The 24,062-nt window shown below is 34.6% G+C and carries 25 protein-coding genes and 1 pseudogene; 3 read left to right on the top strand and 23 right to left on the bottom strand.

Annotation, left to right across the window (positions count from 1 at the left end; genetic code table 11):
- Positions 1 to 41: 41 nt before the first annotated feature.
- The 23 genes and pseudogenes from WAO56_RS01960 to WAO56_RS01850 all read right to left on the bottom strand — a co-directional run bounded on the left by WAO56_RS01960 (position 42) and on the right by WAO56_RS01850 (position 17,627).
- The gene (locus WAO56_RS01960) at positions 42 to 236 is read right to left on the bottom strand and encodes a hypothetical protein (RefSeq protein WP_422146225.1); all 195 of its coding nucleotides are present in this window, start codon (positions 234 to 236) and stop codon (positions 42 to 44) included.
- 92 nt (positions 237 to 328) lie between these two features.
- Positions 329 to 544 carry a hypothetical protein gene (locus WAO56_RS01955; RefSeq protein ID WP_422146224.1) on the bottom strand — a complete coding sequence of 72 codons (216 nt, stop codon included), beginning with the start codon at positions 542 to 544 and terminating at the stop codon, positions 329 to 331.
- Positions 545 to 617: 73 nt separating this feature from the next.
- Positions 618 to 1,070 carry a gamma-glutamylcyclotransferase family protein gene (locus WAO56_RS01950; protein WP_422146223.1) on the bottom strand — a complete coding sequence of 151 codons (453 nt, stop codon included), beginning with the start codon at positions 1,068 to 1,070 and terminating at the stop codon, positions 618 to 620.
- 110 nt (positions 1,071 to 1,180) lie between these two features.
- Positions 1,181 to 2,116 (bottom strand): amidoligase family protein, encoded by a 936-nt coding sequence (locus tag WAO56_RS01945; RefSeq protein ID WP_422146222.1) that lies wholly within the window; start codon positions 2,114 to 2,116, stop codon positions 1,181 to 1,183.
- Positions 2,117 to 2,172: 56 nt separating this feature from the next.
- Positions 2,173 to 2,361, bottom strand: coding sequence for a hypothetical protein (locus WAO56_RS01940; protein WP_422146221.1), 189 nt, complete (start codon positions 2,359 to 2,361; stop codon positions 2,173 to 2,175).
- Positions 2,354 to 3,013 carry a hypothetical protein gene (locus tag WAO56_RS01935; protein ID WP_422146220.1) on the bottom strand — a complete coding sequence of 220 codons (660 nt, stop codon included), beginning with the start codon at positions 3,011 to 3,013 and terminating at the stop codon, positions 2,354 to 2,356. The genes WAO56_RS01940 and WAO56_RS01935 overlap by 8 nt, the downstream gene beginning before the upstream one ends.
- A 143-nt stretch (positions 3,014 to 3,156) precedes the next feature.
- Positions 3,157 to 4,386: a site-specific DNA-methyltransferase gene (locus WAO56_RS01930; RefSeq protein WP_422146219.1), complete on the bottom strand. Its 1,230-nt coding sequence runs from the start codon at positions 4,384 to 4,386 to the stop codon at positions 3,157 to 3,159.
- Positions 4,367 to 5,539 carry a methionine adenosyltransferase gene (gene metK, locus WAO56_RS01925; protein WP_422146226.1) on the bottom strand — a complete coding sequence of 391 codons (1,173 nt, stop codon included), beginning with the start codon at positions 5,537 to 5,539 and terminating at the stop codon, positions 4,367 to 4,369. The genes WAO56_RS01930 and metK overlap by 20 nt, the downstream gene beginning before the upstream one ends.
- Positions 5,540 to 5,551: 12 nt before the next feature.
- A complete protein-coding gene (locus WAO56_RS01920) occupies positions 5,552 to 6,103 on the bottom strand; it encodes a P27 family phage terminase small subunit (protein WP_422146218.1) in 552 nt (183 codons plus the stop codon).
- Between the two features lie 96 nt (positions 6,104 to 6,199).
- Complete coding sequence (locus WAO56_RS01915) at positions 6,200 to 6,565, bottom strand: HNH endonuclease (RefSeq protein WP_422146217.1); 366 nt, start codon at positions 6,563 to 6,565, stop codon at positions 6,200 to 6,202.
- 122 nt (positions 6,566 to 6,687) lie between these two features.
- Entirely contained in the window at positions 6,688 to 7,107 is a 420-nt protein-coding gene (locus WAO56_RS01910; RefSeq protein ID WP_422146216.1) for a DUF1492 domain-containing protein, read from the bottom strand.
- On the bottom strand, positions 7,107 to 7,325 hold the full coding sequence (locus WAO56_RS01905) for a hypothetical protein (protein WP_422146215.1): 219 nt from the start codon (positions 7,323 to 7,325) through the stop codon (positions 7,107 to 7,109). Before WAO56_RS01905 ends, WAO56_RS01910 begins: the two co-directional genes overlap by 1 nt.
- Positions 7,315 to 8,687: pseudogene (locus WAO56_RS01900) on the bottom strand (SNF2-related protein). The gene WAO56_RS01905 and the pseudogene WAO56_RS01900 overlap by 11 nt, the downstream one beginning before the upstream one ends.
- The gene (locus WAO56_RS01895; protein ID WP_422144668.1) at positions 8,684 to 8,974 is read right to left on the bottom strand and encodes a VRR-NUC domain-containing protein; all 291 of its coding nucleotides are present in this window, start codon (positions 8,972 to 8,974) and stop codon (positions 8,684 to 8,686) included. The pseudogene WAO56_RS01900 and the gene WAO56_RS01895 overlap by 4 nt, the downstream one beginning before the upstream one ends.
- A gap of 198 nt (positions 8,975 to 9,172) precedes the next feature.
- The gene (locus WAO56_RS01890; RefSeq protein ID WP_422144669.1) at positions 9,173 to 11,419 is read right to left on the bottom strand and encodes a phage/plasmid primase, P4 family; all 2,247 of its coding nucleotides are present in this window, start codon (positions 11,417 to 11,419) and stop codon (positions 9,173 to 9,175) included.
- Positions 11,416 to 12,045 (bottom strand): antA/AntB antirepressor family protein, encoded by a 630-nt coding sequence (locus WAO56_RS01885; RefSeq protein WP_422144670.1) that lies wholly within the window; start codon positions 12,043 to 12,045, stop codon positions 11,416 to 11,418. Before WAO56_RS01885 ends, WAO56_RS01890 begins: the two co-directional genes overlap by 4 nt.
- On the bottom strand, positions 12,042 to 12,464 hold the full coding sequence (locus WAO56_RS01880) for a DUF4406 domain-containing protein (RefSeq protein ID WP_422144671.1): 423 nt from the start codon (positions 12,462 to 12,464) through the stop codon (positions 12,042 to 12,044). Before WAO56_RS01880 ends, WAO56_RS01885 begins: the two co-directional genes overlap by 4 nt.
- Entirely contained in the window at positions 12,461 to 12,700 is a 240-nt protein-coding gene (locus tag WAO56_RS01875) for a hypothetical protein (RefSeq protein ID WP_422146214.1), read from the bottom strand. The genes WAO56_RS01880 and WAO56_RS01875 overlap by 4 nt, the downstream gene beginning before the upstream one ends.
- Positions 12,701 to 12,851: 151 nt before the next feature.
- Positions 12,852 to 14,792 carry a DNA polymerase gene (locus WAO56_RS01870; protein ID WP_422144673.1) on the bottom strand — a complete coding sequence of 647 codons (1,941 nt, stop codon included), beginning with the start codon at positions 14,790 to 14,792 and terminating at the stop codon, positions 12,852 to 12,854.
- A gap of 67 nt (positions 14,793 to 14,859) precedes the next feature.
- Positions 14,860 to 15,429, bottom strand: a complete 570-nt coding sequence (locus tag WAO56_RS01865; RefSeq protein ID WP_422144674.1) for a DUF2815 family protein — start codon at positions 15,427 to 15,429, stop codon at positions 14,860 to 14,862.
- Positions 15,430 to 15,443: 14 nt separating this feature from the next.
- On the bottom strand, positions 15,444 to 16,565 hold the full coding sequence (locus WAO56_RS01860; protein WP_422144675.1) for a DUF2800 domain-containing protein: 1,122 nt from the start codon (positions 16,563 to 16,565) through the stop codon (positions 15,444 to 15,446).
- The gene (locus WAO56_RS01855; protein WP_422144676.1) at positions 16,558 to 16,890 is read right to left on the bottom strand and encodes an rRNA biogenesis protein rrp5; all 333 of its coding nucleotides are present in this window, start codon (positions 16,888 to 16,890) and stop codon (positions 16,558 to 16,560) included. The genes WAO56_RS01860 and WAO56_RS01855 overlap by 8 nt, the downstream gene beginning before the upstream one ends.
- Before the next feature lie 92 nt (positions 16,891 to 16,982).
- On the bottom strand, positions 16,983 to 17,627 hold the full coding sequence (locus tag WAO56_RS01850; RefSeq protein ID WP_422144677.1) for a hypothetical protein: 645 nt from the start codon (positions 17,625 to 17,627) through the stop codon (positions 16,983 to 16,985).
- 336 nt (positions 17,628 to 17,963) lie between these two features.
- Here WAO56_RS01850 and WAO56_RS01845 point away from each other — a divergent pair, with 336 nt between their 5' ends.
- The 3 genes from WAO56_RS01845 (at position 17,964) to hsdR (ending at position 24,040) form a co-directional block, all read left to right on the top strand.
- Positions 17,964 to 21,227: an NACHT domain-containing protein gene (locus WAO56_RS01845; RefSeq protein WP_422146213.1), complete on the top strand. Its 3,264-nt coding sequence runs from the start codon at positions 17,964 to 17,966 to the stop codon at positions 21,225 to 21,227.
- A gap of 67 nt (positions 21,228 to 21,294) precedes the next feature.
- A complete protein-coding gene (locus tag WAO56_RS01840) occupies positions 21,295 to 21,483 on the top strand; it encodes a helix-turn-helix domain-containing protein (protein WP_422144679.1) in 189 nt (62 codons plus the stop codon).
- 184 nt (positions 21,484 to 21,667) lie between these two features.
- Positions 21,668 to 24,040, top strand: coding sequence for an EcoAI/FtnUII family type I restriction enzme subunit R (hsdR, locus tag WAO56_RS01835; RefSeq protein ID WP_422146212.1), 2,373 nt, complete (start codon positions 21,668 to 21,670; stop codon positions 24,038 to 24,040).
- The last annotated feature ends 22 nt before the right edge of the window (positions 24,041 to 24,062 follow it).

Below are 24,062 nucleotides of genomic sequence, written 5' to 3'. Positions count from 1 at the left end.
CAAAAGAAAAGAGCCACTAGGCCCTTTACTTTTAAGGTGTTTTATTTTTTATTTGCAGGGTGAAGCTTGATAAAGTATTTTGTGCTAATAAAGTCATTCATCTCACTTCGGGAATAAATTAAAACTTGATCTTCATCTTCATTCATAGGTGCAAGTACTAAGTCCGCTCCAAAGTATCCAACAAACATAAAAAATCTCTCTTTATCTCTTATTTTAAAAATATCGCCTTTTATCATTGTTCTTTCCCCTTTCAAAGTGTGTTTTTTATTACATACATATATCACTCAGAAAGGAATAAATAGCAAGTGTTATTTTAAAATCTATACATTTATTTTCCTATTCCCTTAAAGTTATAATTTCCTTTTCTAACTTCTTCAATTTCTCTATCTCTTGCTTTTTTATAGTTTTTATCCTTGCTTTCTTCTTCCTTGCATTCCATGCAGATGCAGTCCTCATTAAACATAGACATTATCCTTCCGCTTTTTAAATCCTTCCCACACCTATCACAATATTTCTGACTAAAGAACTTATCCAATTTTTCCACTTCCTTTGATATTTTTTGTAGGGTAATTGTACCAAGACCTTTATTTAAAGGCCTTACAGGGCAAGCAGTGGCCTTAGTTTTTGCTTATTTTAAGTGCTTCTTCAATATATTTTAAATTAAAAGCAAATTCTTTATAACCTTCCTTAACAGCTGCTAGATAGGAATTACTTGGTAAATTTAAGTTGATTCTATCTTTAATTTTATCTGTCATAATATAAACCATGGCTGTTATTGTTTCACCTGTATCCAGTTCAACCTCTATATCTTCTTTATAGTAGAAGCTTGGGTAACCTTCATACCTGTCTAGATTTCTTTCATCTTTAGCTTGAATGCTCCAAATTACTACTGGTACTTCAGAAGCAGTTTTAGCTTCTATAGTTAGATAAGCATTGTTTTCTGCACCCCTAAATAATAATTGGTAATCTTTAAGTTTTCCCTTTCCATAGACATTGGCAGTGGGGCACCTGTATTTCATTTGTCCTATATTAAGATTTGAACCATAAGCTGCATATAAGCTTTTACCCATTCTTTATCATCCTTTCATTGGCCACAGTTTTGCCTGTGTTGGCTTTTTATTTCAAGTTGGTACATTTATACCCTTCTACCAGCTTAAGAGGGGTTGCCCCCTCTGTGACCCTAAGCTAGTTCTTGAAATCTCCAAGCCGCACTTCCTTCTAGGTGCTTTACTAGATGTTCCCTAGGGTTTTTAAAGTCCTCTCCAATAAAGCCTATTCTGTTAAGCCAGGTTCTCATTGCAAACTTTGGGTTTTCAATTTGTGGCTTTTTAGTGCTGGCACTCTTTTGGGTCAGGGCTTGGTTGTTCATAGCCAGGCTCAAAAGGATGTAGGTTCTTATTTTTCCTGCGTGAAGTGTTCCATTAAAGCCTCTAAGTTCTACTGTTCCAACTCCGTTGAAAAAGCTGTGTAGGTTTAGGAAGTGGTAGCGGCTGTCATGGTAATGTCTGTTTCTTCCTTGATAGTAGCCTTGGTACCAGATATCTTCAATTTCTTCAAAGGTAGTTGGTTTTTTCTTTTTCATTCTTTCCACTAGGTTTTTATCTAAAGCTTTACAATATCTTATCCTATTTGCCTCTATCTGAAGGCTGTTGTAAAGCAGATCGTTTCTTGAGTATATGATGTTTATAAAATTTCTAAGGCTTCTTGGTGTATGGTCAGAGCCGTTTAGGTGAATGTGTATTCCTGCCGAGTTATTTATAAATCCTCCGGCTTTCCTTACCTTTCTTACCAGTTCTTGTAGGCAGTCGATGTCTTTTTCGTAGCTTAGGATTGGACTAACTATTTCTACGCTGTATTCTTTTCCCGCTGAAGTCTTTCTGCCATTTACTTTTCTTTGACATCTTAGGCTGCCATCATATACTACTGTCCAAATTCTTCCGTCTGGTGCTTTTACTTGGTAGTTTTGTCCGCTTAGGTATTCTAGCTTTCCATTTAAATGCTCTTTAATAACCTCGGCAGTTTTCTTTCTTGTTATTCCTGTAAGTTCAATTTCAATTCCAAAGTTCTTTGTAAGCATTGCTTTCATCACCTTTCTGTGTATTTTTGTTACATACATATATCACTCAGAAAGGGATTAATAGCAAGCAGTATTTTTAAAATAAACACAGTATTTTAAACTATTTCAACATATTCAGATATAATAGCTAGGGCTTGAATATATGATTTGGAATTTCTTATTCTTTCTATCATTTCTTCTGCTTCTTTATTAAGTTCAGCCTTCTTTAGGGTTCTTGAAGCTATAGCCATAAGATTAAAAATATTTCCATCTTCACCTATTAATTTGCATTTAGGCTTATTCATGGCTTTCACCTATATTTCTAAAAGCAGAGTTTCCACTAAGGTTTTCTAATAGTTCTTTTCTAGCTTCCTTATACTCATCACCAATCATTCCAAGTCTCATAAGCCAGGTTCTAAAAGCATATTTTTCATTATCTGTTTCAGTTGGTTTTGATGATGCATACTTTAATTCCTTTGATTTTTCGTTTAGTAGGCCAAAGAATAGGGTGGCAGCTCTAACTAAATCTGTATTTATTATAAAAATAATATTTTCAGCATCTATTTTAATATTTTGACTTATAAGATTATCTTTAAATTCCTCTATGTTTTCAGCTGCATTTAATTTTTCAACTGTTTCTTTTTCTACTAAGTTTTTATCCAGCTGAAATGATTGTTTAATAAGAGTCTGTTTGCTATGAATCATGTTAATTAAAGTTTTTAAGGTATTCTCATTATGACCTTCCAAAGGAATGGCTACTTCAACAGTAGTAATTTCTTCTTGGGCTGAATTCAATATTTCCTCAAGTTTCAATTCATCACCTGCCTTATTTAGGATTTTTCCTTCTCTGTCTACTATAAACTCTCCAACCCTGTAATTAAAGCTTGGTACGCCTAGGTATTTTGGTTTTACCCCTAGATGTTCAGCCAGAATTTCAACTAATTTTTTTCTATCCATTCTAATCCCTCCAAATAATGTAGTTGTACTATATATCACTCAGAGGGGTGTAAATAGCAAGTTATATTTAAATATTGGTGGAGGTATTGTTCAAAGAACTTATTTAAAGAGGACACAGGGAAAACAGTGGCCTCATAAAATAGTTATTCTATTGAAATATCAGCATATTTAACTTTTTCTCCATCTCTAATCAAGTAAACATCATCACTTGTACCAACCTGCTCAATATATCTTTTGACAATTACATCTGTATATTTTTCATCAAGCTCTATTGTATGGCAAATCCTATCTGTTTGCTCACAGGCAATAAGTGTAGATCCAGAACCACCAAAGGGGTCAAGGACAATACAATTAGTTAAACTAGAATTTAAAATAGGATAGGCCACAAGGGCCACTGGTTTCATAGTTGGATGATCCTTGTTTCTTTTTGGTTTTTCAAATTCCCAGATAGTAGTTTGCTTTCTATCGGAATACCACAAATGTTTGCCTTTCTTTTTCCAACCAAAGAGAATAGGCTCATGTTGCCATTGGTAAGGAGAACGTCCTAAAACTAATGATTGCTTTTTCCATATACAAGTTCCAGAAAGGTAAAAACCAGCATTAGAGAATGCCTTTCTAAAATTTAAGCCTTCAGTATCTGCATGGAAGACATAGATAGAAGCATCCTTGGCCATAACAGACTCCATTCCTTGAAATGAAGAGAGGAGGAAGTTATAAAAGGCTTCATTTTCCATATTGTCATTTTTAATCTTTCCTGCAGTTCCTTCGTAGTTAACATTGTAAGGTGGGTCTGTAACAGTTAAGTTGGCAAACTTTCCATCCATTAATTTTTTATAAGTCTCTATTTTAGTTGAATCACCGCATATAAGTCTATGTCTACCTAAAAGCCACAAGTCTCCAAACTTTGAAATAGCAGGTTTTTTAAGTTCTTCATCTACATCAAAATCATCTTCTTTGATATTATCTTTTAAGGAGTCTTTAAAAAGTTCATCAAGTTCAGCGGGGTCAAAGCCAGTAAGAGAGACATCAAAATCTGTCCCTTGTAAATCAGCAATTAATAGCATTAATTTATCCTTATCCCAATCACCACTAACCTTATTAAGGGCAATATTTAATGCCTTTTCGTTTTCTATATCCATATCCACTACTACACAGTCAATTTCATTTTTGCCCATTTCTACTAAAACTTTGTATCTTTGATGGCCACCAATAATATGACCTGTCCTTTTATTCCAAAGAACAGGCTCAACATAGCCAAAGGTTAGAATGGAGCTTTTTAGCTTTTCATACTCAGGATCTCCAGGTTTTAAATCTTTCCTTGGATTATAGGGAGCAGGATTTAATTTATCTATTTTAATTTTCTCTATCTGCATATTTTTCCACCGCCTTTTTAAATTCATTATATTTATCTACATTCTCCCAAGGAAGAAGGGGAGAGTTGAAGTGACCATAGGTTGCAGTATCAGAATAATGTATATCCCTAAGTCTAAGGTTTTCAATAATGGCAGCAGGCTTTAAATTAAATACATCTTTACAAGCCCTGGTCAATATTTCATCTGAAACTTTACCAGTCCCAAATGTATTAATAGAAAATGCTATAGGATTTGCCTTACCAATGGCATAAGAAAGAGCGACTTCACACTTATCTGCGAAATCGCTCCATATTATATGTTTAGCTATATATCTGGCCATATAGGCTCCACTCCTATCAACCTTAGTTGGGTCTTTTCCAGAGAGAGCACCGCCACCATGGGAGGTAAGTCCTCCGTAGGTATCAACCATTAGCTTTCTTCCTGTTAAACCCGTATCAGCAGTAGGCCCACCAATAACAAATCTGCCAGAAGGATTTATAAGAATTTCTGTATCTCCATCAAAAGGAAAATCTTCAAAAGCAGGGTAGAGTATATGATATAAAATTTCCTTTTTTAACTCCTCATAAGATTTATCTTTATGGTGATGAATAGAAACAACTATAGTTTCTATCCTTGCTGGTTTTTCCTTTTCATACTCAATAGTAACCTGGGCCTTGCCATCAGGGAGGATCCCCTTTATTAGTTTATCTTTCCTTGCCTTATCAAGTCTTTTCACAATTCTATGAGATAGAAGAAGGGGGAGAGGAAGCATTTCTTTAGTTTCATTTGTTGCATAGCCATACATAGTGCCTTGGTCGCCTGCACCAATTAAGCTATAAGGATCATTTTCTCCACTTCTTATTTCAAGGGACTGATTAACCCCAGATGCAATATCTGAAGACTGAGTATTTAGAAATACATAGATTGAAAACTTTCTAGGGTTATATCCTACTTCCCTCAAAGTCCTTTTAACAATGTACTTAATATCCAGCTTTTCGCTACAGGTGATTTCGCCCGCCACGATTATCTTTCCCTTAGTTGCCATTACTTCACAGGCCACCCTAGAAGCTTTATCTTTTCTAAAGGCTGCATCTAAAATATTATCGGAAATTAAATCACATAGTTTATCAGGGTGACCAATACATACACTTTCAGCAGTTAGTAATTTTTTCATTTCTACCTCCAATTATTTATTATTCCTAGCAGTAAGTAATCTTTCCATCACATTATCTTGGGGATTGGATCCACTATATTCTGCTGCAGAGTTTTCTTTAACAATTTGAAATATTTCAAGCCATAATCTGTTAGTCTGGGTCATATAGTTTTGACCCATGGCAACATAGGGACTTTGCATAGCATTTCCTGTAGTAGGGTGTTTTGCTAGAAAGCCAAATTCTGTTACAGCTTCTTCGCATTGAATCCACCTTGCCACACTCATAGCATACCTTTCTAAAAGTTGAGGGGAGACTAGGGAAGAACAACCTCTTTCATGGAGCCATTGCCAAGTTTCCCTAAAAACTTCACCTGCTAATAAGGTTTTACCATCCTTTTGAACAGCCTCCAGCATCTTATTTGGCTCTGGCATTTCTTGGCCTTGGAGGTCTGCTGCATTTTTAAATTCCATAACTGTTAAAGTTCTACCACCAGGGTTTCCTTCGGCTATTTTATCTGCTAGTGGTTTCTTTTTAGCCCCTGCTCCAATACGAGCACCACCTCTATTAGTACCATCTTTCGCCATATATTAAAACACCTCACTTTTGCATTGCCCTATTACCCCCTTTGAAACTGCATTTTTTCACACGGGACTCCCCGCCGCTGTCCGAGATTGAAAGTTCTAGGGATTTGACCTCCCCCACCGGTCACCACTGAGGACTGTTATACGAGAGTGACAGGATTTACATAAAGACATCAAGTTATCATATTCATTTCCACCACCCTTAGATAGGGGAAGTATATGATGAACCTCTTCAGCAGTAGTTAACCTTCCATGCTTCTCACATTCTTCGCAGAGAGGATGGGCTTTGATGTATCTGTCCCTGATTCGTTTCCAAGACCGTCCATACCTTTTGTTAGACTCAGGATCTCTTTGGTGCTTGTTGTAGCTTTTGTTTACTAAACTCCTATGGTCCTTACAGTACCTATCATCAGAAAGATTAGGACAGCCTGGGTAGGAACAGGGTCTTTTAGGCTTCCTTGGCATTTAATCACCTCAATTCTTTCAACAAAAAAACCTCCGTAGATTTTTCCACGAAGGTTTGTAAAAGATTTATATTCTTTGCCTATCTTAATAATATCATAGGGGTCTATGAACATCTACTAACATTACCTATCATTTTTTAAAAGAATAGAAACTTCTGCAAGGGCCCTATCTCTGACCCTATAAATATGCTGAATGCTGTAATCCATATCTACTGCAATTTGCTCCCAAGTTTGAAAGCAAAGGTATCTTTTCTCAAGTAGGGTTTGGTGCTCCTGGTTATTAACATTTTTTATAAGCATTACAATTTCGGTTTTAAAATCTATTAGCCTATCAATATCTTTGTTTATATTACTTTGTAAATCTATAATCTTAGAAATAACATCGGCCATTTTGGAGGTAGCCATATTAGGATTCCTAGGCATAGCAGAGAGGGTAGAGGTTGCCTTCATGGCCAATTCATTTAGTGAATCTACTTGTTCTAGTTTACTATTTATCCTTTGATCTAGACGATAGGCTTTACTTAAATATTCTTTAGCTCTCATTATATAACCTCCTGATTGAGCTTCTCAATAAGCATATTAGGATCAACATCTGTGAGAGCTGAATACCAGCTGGAAAGGAAGAAGAATTCAATTTCAAGTTTTGTGTATGAAGCACGACTATTCTTTGGATGTTTCTTTAATACTTTCAAGGCTTCACGATAGTCTTTAACAGCAGTTAAAACAATAGCATTGGCTAAATCTTCATATTTAACATCCATAGTCTTTACCTCCAATTTGTAAATTAACTTTAACAGCATCTATTAATGCAGCTTGAGTATTATCTTTGCTTTTAAGTGCCTTCACTATCTGTTCATCAATAGTTGCTTTAGCTATTAGATGGTGAATAACAACATTATTCTTTTGGCCTTGTCTCCATAGCCTTGCGTTGGTTTGTTGGTAAAGTTCTAAACTCCAAGTAAGACTAAACCAAATGAGAGTAGAACCACCAGTTTGTAAATTAAGTCCATGCCCAGCAGAGGCTGGGTGGATAACTGCTACAGGAATCTCACCATTATTCCATCTTTTTATGGAGTCTGAGCTGTCCAAGTTTTCCACTGTAAATCTTTTAGTAATTCTTGCTAGATCATGTTTAAACCAGTAAGCTATTAAAACAGGTTTACCATTTGAAGCTTCTATTAAATCTTCCAAAGCATCTAACTTTCCGTGATGAATATGAACTATATTTCCACTATCATCATAAACTGCACCATTTGCCATTTGAAGAAGCTTTCCAGATAGAGCTGCAGAATTGGAAGCTGTGATTTCATCTCCTTCAATTGTTGTGATTAAATCTTTTTTCATTTCATCAAGGACACTCATTTCTTTTTTAGAAAGATTAACTTTGACTTCATTTAAAACTAGTTCAGGAAGCTTAAGGTAATCGGAACCTTTCATACTTATGGTTATATCTGAAATCTTTTTATATATTAATTCTTCAGCACCAGCTTTAGCTTTATATGAAAATATGATCTGCTGGTTTCTTTTATCTGGAGTGAAATATTCATCTCTATATTTTCCAATAAATCTTCCAAGTCTTTCTCCCATATCTAAGAGTCTAAACTCGGCCCATAAATCCATAAGTCCATTACTTGCTGGGGTTCCAGTTAGACCTACGATTCTTTTAACCTTTGGTCTTACTTTTATAAGGGAACGGAATCGTTTAGCCTTATAGTTCTTGAAGGATGAAAGCTCATCTATAATTACAGTATCAAAGTCGAAGGGGAGAGAGCTATCTTCTATAAGCCATTTAACATTTTCACGATTTATAATATAAATGTCCGCCTTTTTAAGCAGTGCAGCTTTCCTTATTTTTTCACTACCAAGAGCTACAGAATATATTAAATTATCAAGATGATCCCATTTTTCAATTTCTGTAGGCCATGTATCTCTAGCTACTCGAAGTGGTGCAATAACTAAAATCTTGTGTGCTTCAAAGCTATCAAACAATAGGTTATTTAAAGCTGTTAAAGTAAGGACAGTCTTACCTAACCTAAGCCCATATCCAAAAACACTGCTGATATAGGATTTGTTTCAATATATTTAGTCGCATATCGCTGGTAATCATGGGGTATGAACTTCATCTGGCATCACCTCCTATAATATTTTGAATTATTATTTGTATTTCTTTTTCATCATCTAAAACATACACTTTAAAACCAAGATTTCTAAGAAGTTTGTGTCTTGAAACTTGAAGAGGTCTTGGATTTAATCTTTTTGATTTAACTTCCACAAAAGCTATTTTACCTTTAGGAAGAAGGACTAGACGGTCAGGCATTCCAGCAAATCCAGGAGAGACAAACTTAGGACAAAGCCCACCTAGTTTTTTAATTTCTTTAACTAACTTTTGTTCGATCAGTTTTTCTTGCATTTTATCTTTAACCTTAGCACCATTATAAAACCTCCATTTTTAGGTGTTTGTAGCTACTATGTTTCATCATAATTTAAAGAGAATGTAGGTCAATGTAGGGTCTGCCTATAACTATATATATAATAATATTTATAATATTTACATGTAAAAGTCTTATATATAGCCTTCATAGACCTACATTATTACTAAAACACTGGGTTACAGGAATTCTGATTTTAATCTTAATCCTTTAACTAAAACTCCTTTTGAAGTCCTTTTTCTTTCGAACGCTTCTGATTCGAGTGCAGTATAGAAATCAGCTGTACTTCTAGAAAATTCTCCAACCCTTAAACAAAATGCTCGGTATTCATTATAGACTTCACCTGATTTTGCAGTATAGCTTTCATTTACTTCGCAGCATTCATTAAGAAAGTGAGATAACCAGTTGTTATTTTCCCTATAAAGTTGTATGGCATCTTCAACTTTTTTAGGTAGCTTTATTTTGTAGTCATCATTGATTACTTTTTCCGCGCCTTGAATTATCCAGCTAAGAATTGCTCCACCTGATTTTTCAACTAGATAATCTGTATAGTTTTTAATATCCTTGCTTCCTTCAATTTTAGCTTCAAAGGGAATTACAATAAGCCTTCGCCAGGTTCCTTCATCAATAGCACCAACCTTAGGCAGATGATTGGTATATAAGACTAGGGTGTGAGTTGGGATGTAGCTGAAGGGGGCCTTATATTTTTTCTCCGCATAGATTTCATCAGTAGAACAAAGTTGCTTAATATTTGATGTGTTAAGTCTCATACCTTCTTCAAGTTCTGCTGCGATAATAAGCCTCTTCCCTTTGGCTTCGGCGAGCTCTGGCTTAACATTTCTTCTGCAACCTACTGTAAGAATATCAGCAGAAATATTACCACTGTAGGATCCTAGAACCCTTGCGATGGCATTCCAGAATGTAGATTTACCATTTCGTCCTTCACCATATGATATTATTAATGCCTCTACATAAACTTTTCCTATTGCAGCAAGTCCAACAATTCTTTGAACATATTCAATTAAACTTTTATCTTTACTGAAAAAGGTATCTAATGCATCTATCCATTTGTCCATTCCATCATTACTTGGGCTTACAGATGTTTGTTTTGTTATGAAGTGTGAGTAGTCTGGTTCCATGCTAGAAGTTAAACCTTTTCTTAAATCATAGGTGGACTCTGGTGTATTTAGTAAAAAACCATCTGCATCAAGATCTTTAGGTTCAATTTCAAGCATGGGCTGTGCTTCTTTTAATGATGAGGTTATTTTCCTAGAATCCCTTCGACTGATTACATACTTCCTATAAGCCATAGCACTTTCATACCTATTAAAGGCTTTTTCCTGATCACTACTAAAATGCTCAGCTGCCTTTTTAGCACCGTTTTCCATAACTATATCCATAGCACCATTACCAGTCATTTCATCTAAGGCATTGTCTATTTCAAATTCAACCTCTTCTAGTTGCTTGGTAGTTAGCTCTTGGGCAACTGCCTGCGCCTTAGACTTTGATTCCTCCCAGAAGCTACCGTTATAAACAATATAATCGGTAGCAGGGGAGTACCTGAGAACTCCTAAATATTCATTAAAAAGTACAATTGCTTGGCCCACATCTGAAAAGTCAGCAGGTTTTAGTTTAGGTTCAGCACCATAATCTTCTGGAGATATATAACCTTCTTCAGAAGCTACTTTCTTGCCAAAGTTAACAGCGCTCCGCCATATAAGATTTAATTCATCTTCATCTAGTGGAGGATTACATTTTTCTGCTTCCTTGAGAAAGAGGGAGTAGGCTTCATCTGTGACTCCAAGTCTTATAATTACTTTTCCTGCAAAATGAGACATGGTATTATTGCGGTTTCCTTCTGGAACTTCTTCCTGTTTGCTATCCCAATTTTCAAAATCAGATGTGCAAAAGAATTCTTCAATACTTTTGCTCCCATCATAGACTTCTATATTTGGATTACTTGTACCAAAAATGAATCTAGCGCTATCAAGAGCATTAGTATCAAAGTAGGGGAAGGCAGCTGCTATTTTTTGTTTTAAAGATACATACTCAGTTGAATCTGTTATTGGCTTAATTGCGAAATATACATGAAATCTGGGACGGGGAGACTTATTACCTTTTTGTTTCATGTGATTTCTACTATATACAGCTATAAAGGGGACATCTTGAAAGGTGGTAGATAAATCGGCTACAGTGACCCAGTCATCTAGATTGTCTGAATGATCATTATCACAATCTAGCACTGCATTGTCTGCTTGGATAAAATTAGCCTTACTACGATAGTTGTTTTTGTATTCAGCTGTAACGTGATCAAACTTCATTGCATCTATCATAGATTCTTTATCTGTGATTACAGTCTTTTTAGGATAAATACAGTTTGAAAGATTCCCAGTACAATCCGCTCTATATAGGGTAAATCTAATCATTCTAACACCTCCAGGTAATCATCCCAAGCAGTTAGAGGGTAGCTGTTTACTGATCCAAATCTTTCATCATTTGTTTCACATTTTCTTATTTCAATAGAATGGGACCTGCAATATGCTGAGAGACGTTTACCTAGAATTTGACACTCTCTAAGATTCCAGCCCATATTAAATACTCTGTTATATTTTGCTACTGTAAAGAACTTTAAGGATTCATTAAGGGCAATTTCAAGAGTTTCATTTTCTTCCACTAAAGCAAAGATCTTTAATTCAGCTTCCCTTGATTTTTGCTGGGCGATTTGTAGGGCACGTTCCATAATCTTTTCTGGAGAATTCCAGGCTTCTTCGACGGCAATGAAATATTGTCTAAACTTTTTTCCCATTTCACTTCTTTGGAGCATACATAATTCTTTGGCCATAGGGATTTTTACTTGGTGTTCTTTGGCTGGTCTGCCACCTGTACTTTCCGACAAAAATGTCGTAAAGTCTAAACCTTCAGTAAATCCATATTCACACATTCTTGGAAACCATTTATCATAAGGGGTTTTTACCTCTAAGGCTTCATATAGTTCACGTCCAATAACAGTAGGAGCATCATCTTTGTAATTGATTGGAATTAAGTGGTTCATTCTAGGTCCTCCTCACATTTTGAATTAAAATATCTAATTGGCATATTTCTTCTTTTGGCCTTTGCAATTTCCTGGGCTACTCCTTTGGAAACTCTATCAAAGACCCATAATTCTTCACATTTACCAAGAAGAATAAGAGCAAAGCGAAGTCCAAGCTTTCTTTCATCTGGATCCTCGTCATCTAGAAACTGTGGGTAATGTAAATGAGGAGCTAGGGGAATATATCCTTCCTTTACTGCAAACCTACAATACCCTTGAGCCTTTGTAGTGTTTCTTTCCATATCACCAGAGAATGGAGAGGCTATATATACAAGAGGTAGATATTCTTTCTTTGTTTTTTCTTTTTTCATAATATTAGTTAAAGCCTTATGAGGAGTAGGATCATAGTAACCTTCTGAATTAAGTTTACTTATCTTCATATCTTAGACCTCACATTTTTAAAATCTTTTAGTTTTGATTTGCTGCATTCTGTACAGTAGACAGAAGTACCATAAAGGTCCCCATCTCCTTTACTAAACAGTTCTACTAAATCAATTTCTACTTCACATCCACAATTAGGACAGATACAAAATACATTGTCATCATGAAGATCAACAGTTACATCAACTGATGGACTTATTTTTTCTTTTACATAAAACATAAAAAACACCTCCAAATAAAATAGGCAGATACGCCCTTATTATCTAAAGGACAGTACCTGCCAAATTCCGTAGTAGTTTTTAATATTTTTATTTAAAATGATAATATATTCTTATTATTTACTACTTTTTTAGAGGCTCATCTTTCATTTATATCAAAGATAATATCTAGTCCTTTTTATAGAAGTAGCTTTCAAAGCCTTCAGCACGAAGCTTTAAACCTTTAGCCCAAGGAGGGATTTGGCCCATCATTTTACATGTTTCATCTACACTTATATGTTTCTCAGCTTCGATAACTATTTCATCATGGATATGCATTACAATAGAAAAGTGTTTTAAATTCTGCATAGAGTAGGTTAGGATGTCCCTACTAATTGCCTGTACAATATTTTCTACAAACTTAGGTCCATAGGATTGCATTCTTTCCCATTTTTTAGTGGCCCCAATACCTTCATAGGATATACAATTTGAGCCAAATTGGTTTAACTCTATACGTGGCTTAACATAGGATAATTTTCTGCCAGAGGGAAGTTTTATAAAAAACATTCCACTTTCATAAGAAAATATGATTCCGTGGGTTTCAGTTGTAGTTCTTTCTCTTACAGATTTTATTGCAGCCCTATCAACATCCCACCAAAAGCTTACGATTTTAGAATTTGCCTGTCTCCAAGTATTAACTAAAGGTTTAAGTTCATCTTTAGTAAGACCCATATCAAGTGCCCCCATAGCCACTAAGGCACCCACTGAGCCGCCGTAGCCGCATGCTAGATCAGCCACCTTTCCCTTTTGCCTCAAAGGGCCTTTTTTATCTATTTCTTCAATTGGAACTTGAAACATTTGACTAGCAGTTGCAGTATATAAATCTTTTTTATCTGCATATGAATCAAGAACCCACTTTTCACCAGCTAGCCAGGCTAGAACAACTCTTTCTATGGATGAAAAATCTGCAACTATAAACTTATGGTTAGCTTTAGGGATAAAGGAGGTTCGAATAAGTTCTGATAAAACTTCAGGTATAGAGTCATAGAGTATTTTCAAGGCATCTAAGTTATTGTTTCGAACTAATTCTCTGGCTTCAGAAAGATCAGCCATTTCATTTCTGGGAAGATTCTGGGGTTGTAAAATGCGCCCAGAAAACCTACCTGTACGATTTGCACCATAAAACTGAAACATCCCTCTAGCACGATTATCAGAGCATATTGCATTTTCCATAGTTTGATATTTTTTCACTGACGATTTAGATAGTTTCTGCCTAAGAATTAATACTTCAGATAAGGCACCTGATGAAGTTTCTAATAATTCAGATACAATCTTTTTTCCTAGACTGTCAGTTTGGAGTCCATTTTCAGCTAACCAACCTTTTAGTTGTTGTACAGAGTTTGGATTATCAAGATTGGTTAAAGCTTTCATTTCATTTAGTAATTTAGACCTGGAATACTCATCAATTTCAATAGCGTGATTGATAAATGTTAAATCTAAAAGAACTCCCCTATCATTTATTTCCTGATCTAAATGATATTCATCCCATATGTTCTCTGGTACAGGGAATTTTGAAAGTTTGATTTGAATTTCTATTTCAGTTTCAACATCTCTTTGATTATATTCTTTAAAAGTGGACCATTTATCTAAGTCGTGGAGAGGTAAATTTCTGGTTCTTTTTCCATTTGAAATTGTTGGTTTGCGGGGAATACAAAAATAACGAATTAAATCCTTACCTTCTTTAAGCTTTTGTTTTTCCAGTCTTAAGACGGTACCTACACCTTCAAGAGAGAAGGGAAGACCCATATAGGCAGACCAAATCATAGTACATCTAAAGGACTTAGGGTCCAGGTATTTACCAGTAGGAAGTCCTAACCATTTGGATAAACAGACTCTTTCAAAATTAGCATTAAATGCCCATTTGATTATGTTGGAATCAGTAAGGGCCTGTATTATTTCTTCTGGTACTTTTTCTCCAAGTGTTAAATCAACTACCTTAACCTCACCACTATTAACGGCGTATGCAAATAATAAAATTTCGAAATCTTGAGACTCTACATACCTATAAACTCCTGATTTAGAAAGATTTACACTACTAAAAGTTTCAATATCAATTTCTAATGTTTTCATCAAATTCTCCTTTCCTTTATATAGATAGGGCAGCAAGATATAATCCAGCTGCCCGTAGGTTAATATTTTATGAAAGGAAATCTTCATCCACACTAGTGGAGAAATCGTCCTCAGCACGTGTTCGACCGCCAAGGGACTCACCATCTTTAATTTTCTGTAGATTATTAAGTCCGCAGGCAATTCCCTTATTTCCATTGCTGTTAAAGGCATAGAAGCTGATACTTGCACGACCGTAAACACCACTGTAAACTTCAGATCTTTCAATGATAGGGTCAAGATTGGAATCTACAATACCTGGTTGTGTTGCTGAGTTGGCATTAATGAAATATGAATTAGCATAATCAGCATCATCAGGACGTTCAAGGTCCCCATCACGAAGTGGTTGTTTAAGAGTTGATAGGGGAGGTACACTTTTACCATTTCCTTTTAATTTCCCCTGACCTTCATTGTAGGCAGCTTCAATGGCAGCCTTTATTTTATCTAAAGTTTTAGTATCTGATTTAGGAACAATAAGGGATACAGAAAACTTTGGAGTACCACCGTTAATTGACTTTGATTCCCATACATTTGCATAAGACCATCTAGTGCTTGGACCTGTTATTACCTTCATTGGGTTTTGATTTAAATTTTTACTCATAAATTTTATCCTCCTTAATTTTCATTAAAATCATCTGCAGCTGTATTAATAGCTGGGCGTTTATCGCTCTCGGGAACGAGAGTAGGTTTGCCTTTTGGTTTTTCTAATAGTTGGGAAAGAAGTTCTGAAAACCTAGATTTTCCTAGAGCTTTTTCCATAGCTGTAATACCTCTAATTTTGTGTTCATATGGGTCATAGCCATGAGACTTAACTATTTCAACAACGGCATCTTCATTAATATATTTCCTGTTGCTTCTTCCTTCGACTAATTTGAAGTCTTTCCACTGCTTACCTCGTAGGGATGCTTGTAGGGCATAATCCTTAATATCAGAGGCCCAAGATACCAATCCATCAACTTTACTTAAGATTTCTTCAATATCATCATCTTCTAATGTTGGTGGAAGTTGAAATTCATATTTAGCTAGTTCAAGATTGTATTCAGAACGGTATCTGCATTCATGCTTAATCTTACAAAATACGCACCAGTCACCACATTTAAATTCACCTTTGCCATCGTAAGCAAGTTTTGCTGTAGGCTTTAATACTTCGTTGGCCCATTTATAGAGTTCTTCTTTTGGTATGGTGAAAGTACTGATGTTGCTTCTTCTAGGTTGATAGACGGTCATTGAAACAGTATCAATGTCATATAGGCAGTCGAATAATTCAAGGGCTCCCAAGGCATATAATTTTAATTGGGAATTTTCATAGGCTTCTACTAAAATTCCTTGACCATGCTTATAGTCAATTATGTGTAAATTATCATCTGAAACAATGACGCAGTCACCTGTACCAAAACCACCTTCAGCATATTTAGAGTAGTCTACCTTTTGTTCAATAAGGATTAAGGGATCAGAGCAGGTATTTTTTGCATCTTCTAAAAGTTCTAAAATATATGTGGCATAGTCTGAAGTACATTCTTCCATTTCTTCATTATAATAAATTAAATTAGCTGTAGGATCTCTAGCCTTAATGCCAAGAGTAGACCTAAGCTTATATTCACATAGGGCATGGGCTTCAGTACCCTCAGCTGCATAGCTACTGCTTGTATTTTCATATTGCTGGCTAAGTCTTAAAGACGGAGGGCAGTTTAACCAGCGGTGACTTGAAGAGGGTGAGAGTAGGGCATGTTTATTCACTACCTAACACCTTCACTTCATCTAATAAATTTTGATAATTTTTAGGATCTACCTCGCTTAATACAGCTGCACCATATTTTTCTATTAAGGCTTTGATTTCATTTGTATATCCACTACGAGATTTCTCTGCGAGAACTCCTCTAACCGATTCAAGAGTTAGCAGCTTCTTATTTTCTATTGGTGGACTTGAACTTTCATTTACTTCCTCTGAAAGACTACCAGCTCCAGAAAATAAGTCTGTAAGAGTATCAGTTATAGATAAGATTGATGCTGCTACATTTTTCAGCTCATCTAGGGTTTGAGACAGCTCGTTCATTTTACTCATTAAATTTACCTCCTTTCAAAATTCTTGTATTTTTTAAAAGTTTTGCCCTTCACTTTCTAAAGGACAGTAAGGGGCAAAACCCGTAGTGAAATTTAAAACATTTCTAATAAATCTTTTAATTGTTTATCGGAGAGTAGCTTTTTACGAAGTTGTAGCTCTCTGTAGCGGACTCCATCAACTGTAATATTTAAACTTTCTGCTATGACTTTCTTCTTTTCATTATTTAAAAGTAAGTTAAAAAGTTTTTTATCATCAGGAGACAGAGTTTCTAAAGTGGAATTAAAGAAGGAGACAAATTCTTCATTCTTAATGATTTCAATTATGTTTTGAGATTCATCTACTGGTTCAAAAATGCTTATCATCTCATCGCTACCACTGCTAGTCCAAATTTTGTCTATTTCAACAGTACGACTTGTATTTTTTCTATTACATTCATTACAATTTTGGTCACAGTTAGATGTATCTTTCCAGACACAAGAGAATTTTCTATTTCTGTATCTCTCGTCTCGTTTAAGGCTTGTATCATTAGAGCGGTGAACTTCCTCGCTAAGTTGGCTTCGTTCTAGGCGAACTGCATATCCTGCCTCAAAGTCATAGAACCATCTTTGTTTAAATGGATTATCATCAGTTGGTGGTTCTGCAGGTGCAAAGCAAGATTTTCTGTCGACTGGGATATATTCTCCCTTTTCATTTTGAGCATAGTAATTCTTGAAATATAGGCTTTGGTAATTTTTCATTTTATTGTCTCCTTTGGTTTTCAAATTTTGGCTTATCTAGGTGAAACTTTATGGATTTGTTTACAAAAAGATGGTGGTGATCTAGAATGATTTTGAAGTTTCAGAAATTTCATAAATTTGTTTTCCTCCTTTTATTGGCAGTAAATAAAAATTTGTGTTAAAATGAATTGATAGGAATAAGTAGGAATTATTGTTGATTGAAACAACAAAAAAGCTGCTGTTAGAAGTTCTAACAACAGCATGCAATTTATTGATATTGCTTAGAAATAGAGTGGGACATACTTACAGATTACAAAGGCTTACAAAGACTTACTTATAACTTACAAGGGGGTCGAAATGATGAGATTATGTTTTGGAACATTTGCGCAGGTTCTTCGCCTGAGTATGCTAGAAACGGTAACGGATAAGCAGCTTGTAGGTACAATGACAAGAATAATAGATCCTAATTGTAAATATATTGAAAAAGGTAGCGACACACCAGTTTCTCGACTGCTTAGTTGTGAGGGGAACTTTCCACCAGTAGTAACAAGTGGAGGTAGTGGAGCTTATAAAAAGGTTGGGGATAATTTAAGTGCTGTAGCAACGTTGGCCTTAAGAATGAAAACTGAAGATATAATAAAGGATTTTAATAACTTTGTTCTTACGCTAATTGATGAAGACAAGAAAGCCATAATAGTTCTTGCATTGTTAGATATAATCAAAAAGGACTTAACGATAAATGAAGTAAATAAATTGAAGTTCGAGAAATATATTGGGACGACAAAAGAGGACTTATTTTCACAAGGTGAGTTTGTATTATCTAAACTTTTAGCAGGAATATTTTTATATACTGTTGTATCAGTAAAAAATACTGTGGGTAAGGTTTGTGTAAAAACTATTGATCCCAACTATTTAAATGCTTTTGAATCTAAAAGAGAGAGTATTAATGTAGTTGATTATAATGAAATTATACGAGCGGCCCCCTCACTAGATATTTTATCTTTAGAAGATCAATTATATTTTGATGATGATTTTGATGATCAAGTAATTAGATTAGATCGAGTATTACGTTGGGTTGACGGATTTATAATGGGCAGGATTGAGAAACAAATGGATGATATAGGTACGTTATTTGTAGAGACACTTAATAATACGGTTTCACAAGGAAGGTTAATCAAAAATACAGCAGGTAGTTTAAAAGACTTCATTGATAAGTTAGCAAAGTCAGCAAAAATGTGGAAAGATGCCGAAAGAGATGAAGATGGGGATAGTGAAGACATTAATGAGATTTTATTTGGTATCAAAACTAATATGGATGAATATCTAGATTTTAGGCAGGATTACTTGTTGAATAGAAAGGTAGCCTTATCACCAGATTTGACACCTTCAGAAAAAATGATTTTAATATTCAAGCAGGCAATTATGGACTATCGCATTATAGACTTTGTGAACAACGATCCCAGCATATCTTTATCTATGAATTTGGAAATGGATGCAGAGTACTTTTCTGATGTAGTTAGGAATAGGATTACTCTACCCTTCGCTCATGACCAAAAGGAAAAGACCTTTATTAAAATTAATGAATTCATACAAACTATTAATAAATATAATACTTATTTATCTCATAATATGTATCCAATTAATAATAAGAAAATATCCATGTATATTCCTATGCATAGTCAAAGTGAACTTGATCTAAGATTGAAATTTGAAGAGTCAACAGGTGCATTCAGAATGCAATTAGATGAAATATATGGTCAAATTACTAATGGAGAAACACTGTTTATTTATTCGATTAATGACACCTTTGGCGGAAGTAACTTTCCTCTATCTAATTATTTAATCAAGTTGAGAGAAAAATATAGCATGATAAAAACCTTACTGTACAGTGACCAGCCCAGGTCATTTTATGATTTCTATGTGTGTAATTCTATAGAAAGACGGATACCTAAACCTGGCAGACATGGGGTATCATATGAAACTGAAATTATTGAGAATATTACCTTTATATCATTATTAGAATACTCACGATTTATTATCTTATCTGGAACAGGTGGTTTAGGGAAATCAATGATGATGCGGCACTTGCTATTAGACTCAATAGAGTGCTATAAAGAAACAGAAGTAATCCCTGTTTTTATTCCTTTAAAAGATTATGATGAAACAACTGGTAGTCTATTTGATTATGCTTATACTAAAATGGAAAGCTTGGGGGGCAATATTACAGAGAGTCAGTTTGGGAATACTCTTGAAAAAGGACTATGTCTTTTACTTTTCGATGGATTGGATGAAATAGGTACTGTTCATGCCAAGCGTTTTGAACTGGAATTAGAGAAATTTACAGATAAATATCCAGAAAATTATTTTGTTTTATCCTCTCGTCCTTACCAGGACTTTGTTTCTTATTCTAGGTTTACTGTTTTAAGATTAAGGCCGTTTTCAAAACTACAAGCTATGCAATTGATAGAAAAACTAGAATTTCGTCTAGATGAGCCTATAATTAAAAAGAAGTTTTATCATGAATTAGAACATCAACTTTATAGGACGCATCGAGAGTTCACAGAAAATCCTCTTTTGCTTACAATTATGTTGATGACATTTGAGCAATTTGCTGAAATACCTTCAAAAATGCATATATTCTATAGGGAAGCATTTCTAGCTTTATCACAAAAGCATGATGCTAGTAAAGGAGCATATAAAAGAACGCTTAGAACAGGGTTGTCTACAGATCGATTTGCAGATTACTTTGCTGAACTTTGTTCACGTTCCTATCATGATGAAAAGTTTGAATTAGATGAAACAGAGTTTGCTAAATATTACAATGAACTCAAAGAGAGGGAGAAAGAACAAGATAGAATAACTAATGCAGAAGATTTTTTATATGATCTTTGTACTAATATGTGTTTAATGTATTTTGAAGGTGGGAAGTACCACTTTACCCATCGTTCATTTCAAGAATATTTTTGTGCATTATACTTTTCAAAACAAAAAGATAAAAACCTTAAGGAGATAGGTAACTTTTTTGAAAACAGAAGAACTAGAACGTATGGAGATAAAACTTTCAGTATGTTATATGACATGATTTCTGCTAAGGTAGAGGAGTATATTTTCCTACCTTTATTAGATGATCTTTATAAGAAGTGTGATAAGGAAGATGGATATTGGACATTTTTAGAGACTCTTTACCTTTATTTAAGTTATGAGAAGGGTGAAACCAATGTTTCAATTTCTAATGATCCGCAATCATACCTGTATGAATTTATTAGTCTTCTTAATGACAATGAATCCGTAGATTATCTTGACTTACCTCACTATGAACAGTTAGTTGTTGAAGAGTATGTTTATTTAGTAACTGAAGATGGAAGAGAAGAATTAGTTAATTCTACAGATGTTAGTTGGGAATATGAAAAAGAATATGGAGAACCAGATACTGTTGGATGGTTATTTGAAATTGATATAGATGACATACTCAGGAAACCAGAGGAATATAAAGAACTATTAGAAATTCTTGACAAGGATGATTTTGTATTGAAAGTGGAATATATAAAAATGAGAAAATATCTAGAGGAACTGAAAGCAAAACAAAAGGTCACTGGTGGTAGCCTTTTCGATTTGTTTTAGAATTTAGAATCTATAAAAATAAGAAACATACTGATCATAACTGATTTAAAGAGGGGGAACGATAGCAATGAATGAACCTGAAAAATGGTCAAGCCTTGAGGATATTGCAGAGCACCTTGGCGTTAGCAAGGACACCATTCGTAACTGGATTAAAAAAGACGCAATCCCAAATTATAGAGTAGGCAAACAGTTCAAATTTAAAATTTCTGAAGTTGATGAATGGGTAGAGAGTGGGGAGAGTGCTGAGATTGACTAGTATAAATTAAGGATGTTTTATTAAAGTTTTCAATAATATGGGTTAAAAAACAAAGCAACCAAACTATTTATATAAGAAGATAGTAATTAATCAATTTAATTCTGGAGATAAAGTCCATAAATCGATTTATGTGTATGAAAAACCTTTATATTTTAAATTCACTAGAGGGGAAGGAGAATGCGATATGGGGAAAAAACATTTATCTGAAGAAGATATCAAGGCTGGATATATTACACCAGCAATCACTAAAGCAGGGTGGGAAATAGGTAAACAAATTAGATTTGAGTATCCCTTCACAGATGGGAGAATTATTCTTCGAGGTAATATGACCACTAGAGGAAAGAAGAAACAGGCTGATTATGTGCTCTTTTATAAACCTAATTTTATTCTAGCAGTGGTTGAAGCTAAAAATAATAATCATTCAGTGGGTGCAGGATTACAACAAGCAATTGATTATGCAAAGGCACTTGATGTTTCTTATGTATATGCTTCAAATGGAGATGGTTTTGTTGAGCAAAATTTAATAACTGGTGCAGTAAGAGAACTTAGGCTTGACGAGTTTCCATCACCAGAGGAATTATATAGTAGATACCTGAAAGATAAAAATATAAATGATACCGAGGAAAAAATGCTTCTTGAACCCTATTATTATGTGCCTAATTATAAAACACCTAGATATTACCAACGAGTGGCTATCAATAGAACTGTGGACGCAGTTGTAAAGGGACAAGAAAGAATATTACTTGTAAGTGCAACAGGTACAGGTAAAACATTTATGGCTTTTCAAATAATATACAGACTTTGGAAGTCAGGACTTAAGAAAAAAATATTATTTTTAGCAGATAGGAATATATTAATTGACCAGACAATGTCAGGAGACTTTAAACCATTTAAAGAGAAGATGACAAAAGTGGAAAAGAAAAAACTTGATAGTTCTTATGAAATATATCTTGCACTATATCACCAGCTTACTGGAGATGATGGTGAAGAAGCATATCTGCAGTTTCAGCCTAATTTCTTTGATCTAATCGTTATAGATGAGTGCCATAGAGGGAGTGCAAAAGAGGATTCTGCATGGAGAAAAATATTAGATTATTTTTCATCAGCTACTCATATCGGATGTACTGCTACGCCGGTTGAAACAAAAGAAGCTTCAAGTCAGACATACTTTGGTAAAGCTATTTATACATATTCATTAAAACAAGGTATTAATGATGGATTTTTAGCACCTTATAAAGTAATCAGAGTGGGGCTAGATAGGGACCTTGAAGGATATAGGCCAGAGGATGGAAAACTTGATAAATATGGTTATGAGATTGAAGATAGGGAATATAACTCAAAGGACTTTGATAGGAATATAGTGATTGATGATAGAACTAAAGTTGTTGCTTCAAAGATTACTGAATTTCTAAAGAAAACAGATAGATTTAGTAAGACCATCGTGTTTTGTGTGGATATAGAACACGCAGAACGAATGAGACAAGCACTTATTAATGAAAATAAAGACCTGTATAAAGAAAATGACAGATATATTATGCGTATAACGGGGGATAATGATGTGGGTAAAGCACAATTAGAAAACTTTATAGATGAGGAAAGCACATACCCCGTTATTACAATAACCAGTGAACTAATGTCCACAGGTGTTGATGCAAAGATGTGTAAACTTATTGTACTTGATAATACATTTGGTGAAAATGGAATGATTAGGTTTAAGCAAATGATTGGAAGGGGTACAAGACTCTTAGAGGAAAAGGGAAAGACTTACTTTACCATTATGGACTTTCGTAATGCAAGTAGATTATTTGCTGATAAATCATTTGATGGAGAACCAGAAGTGGTAATTGATCTTGGACAGGATGACCCAATAGAGGAGCCTATGGGAGATAGCCCAGACGATGGTACTAATCCAGATGAAGGAAACGATGATGATTGGGTTGAAGATGAAACTGATACAGGAGATGGTAATACTGGTTCTGAGGGTGAGCATAAGCCAAAAAAATATTATGTTGATGATGTATTAGTAAAAGTTCTTTCAGAGAGAGTACAATATATTGATAGGGATGGTAAATTAGTCACCGAGAGTCTTATAGATTACACTAAGAAAAATATTTTACAGCAATATGCAAAGTTAGATGATTTCCTTTTAACATGGACAGCAGCAGAAAAAAAACAAGCCATAATTGATGAATTAGAATCTGAGGGGGTTTTGCTTGAAGCTGTCAGAGAAGAGTTTGGACATAAGGAGTTAGATGACTTTGATTTAATATGCCATCTAGCATATGATAAAGCACCTTTGACGAAAGCAGAAAGAGCCAACAATGTTAAGAAGAGACATTATCTATACAAGTATTCTGAAGTAGCACAGCAAGTACTAGAAGCACTACTAGATAAATATTCAAATGAAGGTATCAAAGAAATTGAACAGACTAAGGTCCTTCAACTTCAAGAATTTGCTAAGTTCGGAAGTCCACTTAAAATAGTTAAAGAGTTTGGTGGAAAAGAAGCCTATGAAAAGGCAATTCAAGAATTAGGAAATGAAATATATATAGCTTAAATAGATTGGATAAAATAATAAT

It is taken from the genome of Miniphocaeibacter sp., assembly GCF_049276255.1.
Taxonomy (GTDB): domain Bacteria; phylum Bacillota; class Clostridia; order Tissierellales; family Peptoniphilaceae; genus Miniphocaeibacter.
The sequence above is the reverse complement of the archived record's forward strand: the minus strand, read 5'-3'. Positions and strand labels throughout refer to the sequence as shown.

Bases quoted from the DNA above. Each gene is read 5' to 3' on its own strand.
- WAO56_RS01960 (WP_422146225.1), bottom strand. From the start codon at position 236: ATGATAAAAGGCGATATTTTTAAAATAAGAGATAAAGAGAGATTTTTT.
- WAO56_RS01950 (WP_422146223.1), bottom strand. From the start codon at position 1,070: ATGGGTAAAAGCTTATATGCAGCTTATGGTTCAAATCTTAATATAGGA.
- WAO56_RS01945 (WP_422146222.1), bottom strand. From the start codon at position 2,116: ATGTATGTAACAAAAATACACAGAAAGGTGATGAAAGCAATGCTTACA.
- WAO56_RS01940 (WP_422146221.1), bottom strand. From the start codon at position 2,361: ATGAATAAGCCTAAATGCAAATTAATAGGTGAAGATGGAAATATTTTT.
- WAO56_RS01935 (WP_422146220.1), bottom strand. From the start codon at position 3,013: ATGGATAGAAAAAAATTAGTTGAAATTCTGGCTGAACATCTAGGGGTA.
- WAO56_RS01930 (WP_422146219.1), bottom strand. From the start codon at position 4,386: ATGCAGATAGAGAAAATTAAAATAGATAAATTAAATCCTGCTCCCTAT.
- metK (WP_422146226.1), bottom strand. From the start codon at position 5,539: ATGAAAAAATTACTAACTGCTGAAAGTGTATGTATTGGTCACCCTGAT.
- WAO56_RS01920 (WP_422146218.1), bottom strand. From the start codon at position 6,103: ATGGCGAAAGATGGTACTAATAGAGGTGGTGCTCGTATTGGAGCAGGG.
- WAO56_RS01915 (WP_422146217.1), bottom strand. From the start codon at position 6,565: ATGCCAAGGAAGCCTAAAAGACCCTGTTCCTACCCAGGCTGTCCTAAT.
- WAO56_RS01910 (WP_422146216.1), bottom strand. From the start codon at position 7,107: ATGAGAGCTAAAGAATATTTAAGTAAAGCCTATCGTCTAGATCAAAGG.
- WAO56_RS01905 (WP_422146215.1), bottom strand. From the start codon at position 7,325: ATGGATGTTAAATATGAAGATTTAGCCAATGCTATTGTTTTAACTGCT.
- WAO56_RS01895 (WP_422144668.1), bottom strand. From the start codon at position 8,974: ATGCAAGAAAAACTGATCGAACAAAAGTTAGTTAAAGAAATTAAAAAA.
- WAO56_RS01890 (WP_422144669.1), bottom strand. From the start codon at position 11,419: ATGATTAGATTTACCCTATATAGAGCGGATTGTACTGGGAATCTTTCA.
- WAO56_RS01885 (WP_422144670.1), bottom strand. From the start codon at position 12,045: ATGAACCACTTAATTCCAATCAATTACAAAGATGATGCTCCTACTGTT.
- WAO56_RS01880 (WP_422144671.1), bottom strand. From the start codon at position 12,464: ATGAAGATAAGTAAACTTAATTCAGAAGGTTACTATGATCCTACTCCT.
- WAO56_RS01870 (WP_422144673.1), bottom strand. From the start codon at position 14,792: ATGAAAACATTAGAAATTGATATTGAAACTTTTAGTAGTGTAAATCTT.
- WAO56_RS01865 (WP_422144674.1), bottom strand. From the start codon at position 15,429: ATGAGTAAAAATTTAAATCAAAACCCAATGAAGGTAATAACAGGTCCA.
- WAO56_RS01855 (WP_422144676.1), bottom strand. From the start codon at position 16,890: ATGAGTAAAATGAACGAGCTGTCTCAAACCCTAGATGAGCTGAAAAAT.
- WAO56_RS01850 (WP_422144677.1), bottom strand. From the start codon at position 17,627: ATGAAAAATTACCAAAGCCTATATTTCAAGAATTACTATGCTCAAAAT.
- WAO56_RS01845 (WP_422146213.1), top strand. From the start codon at position 17,964: ATGATGAGATTATGTTTTGGAACATTTGCGCAGGTTCTTCGCCTGAGT.
- WAO56_RS01840 (WP_422144679.1), top strand. From the start codon at position 21,295: ATGAATGAACCTGAAAAATGGTCAAGCCTTGAGGATATTGCAGAGCAC.
- hsdR (WP_422146212.1), top strand. From the start codon at position 21,668: ATGGGGAAAAAACATTTATCTGAAGAAGATATCAAGGCTGGATATATT.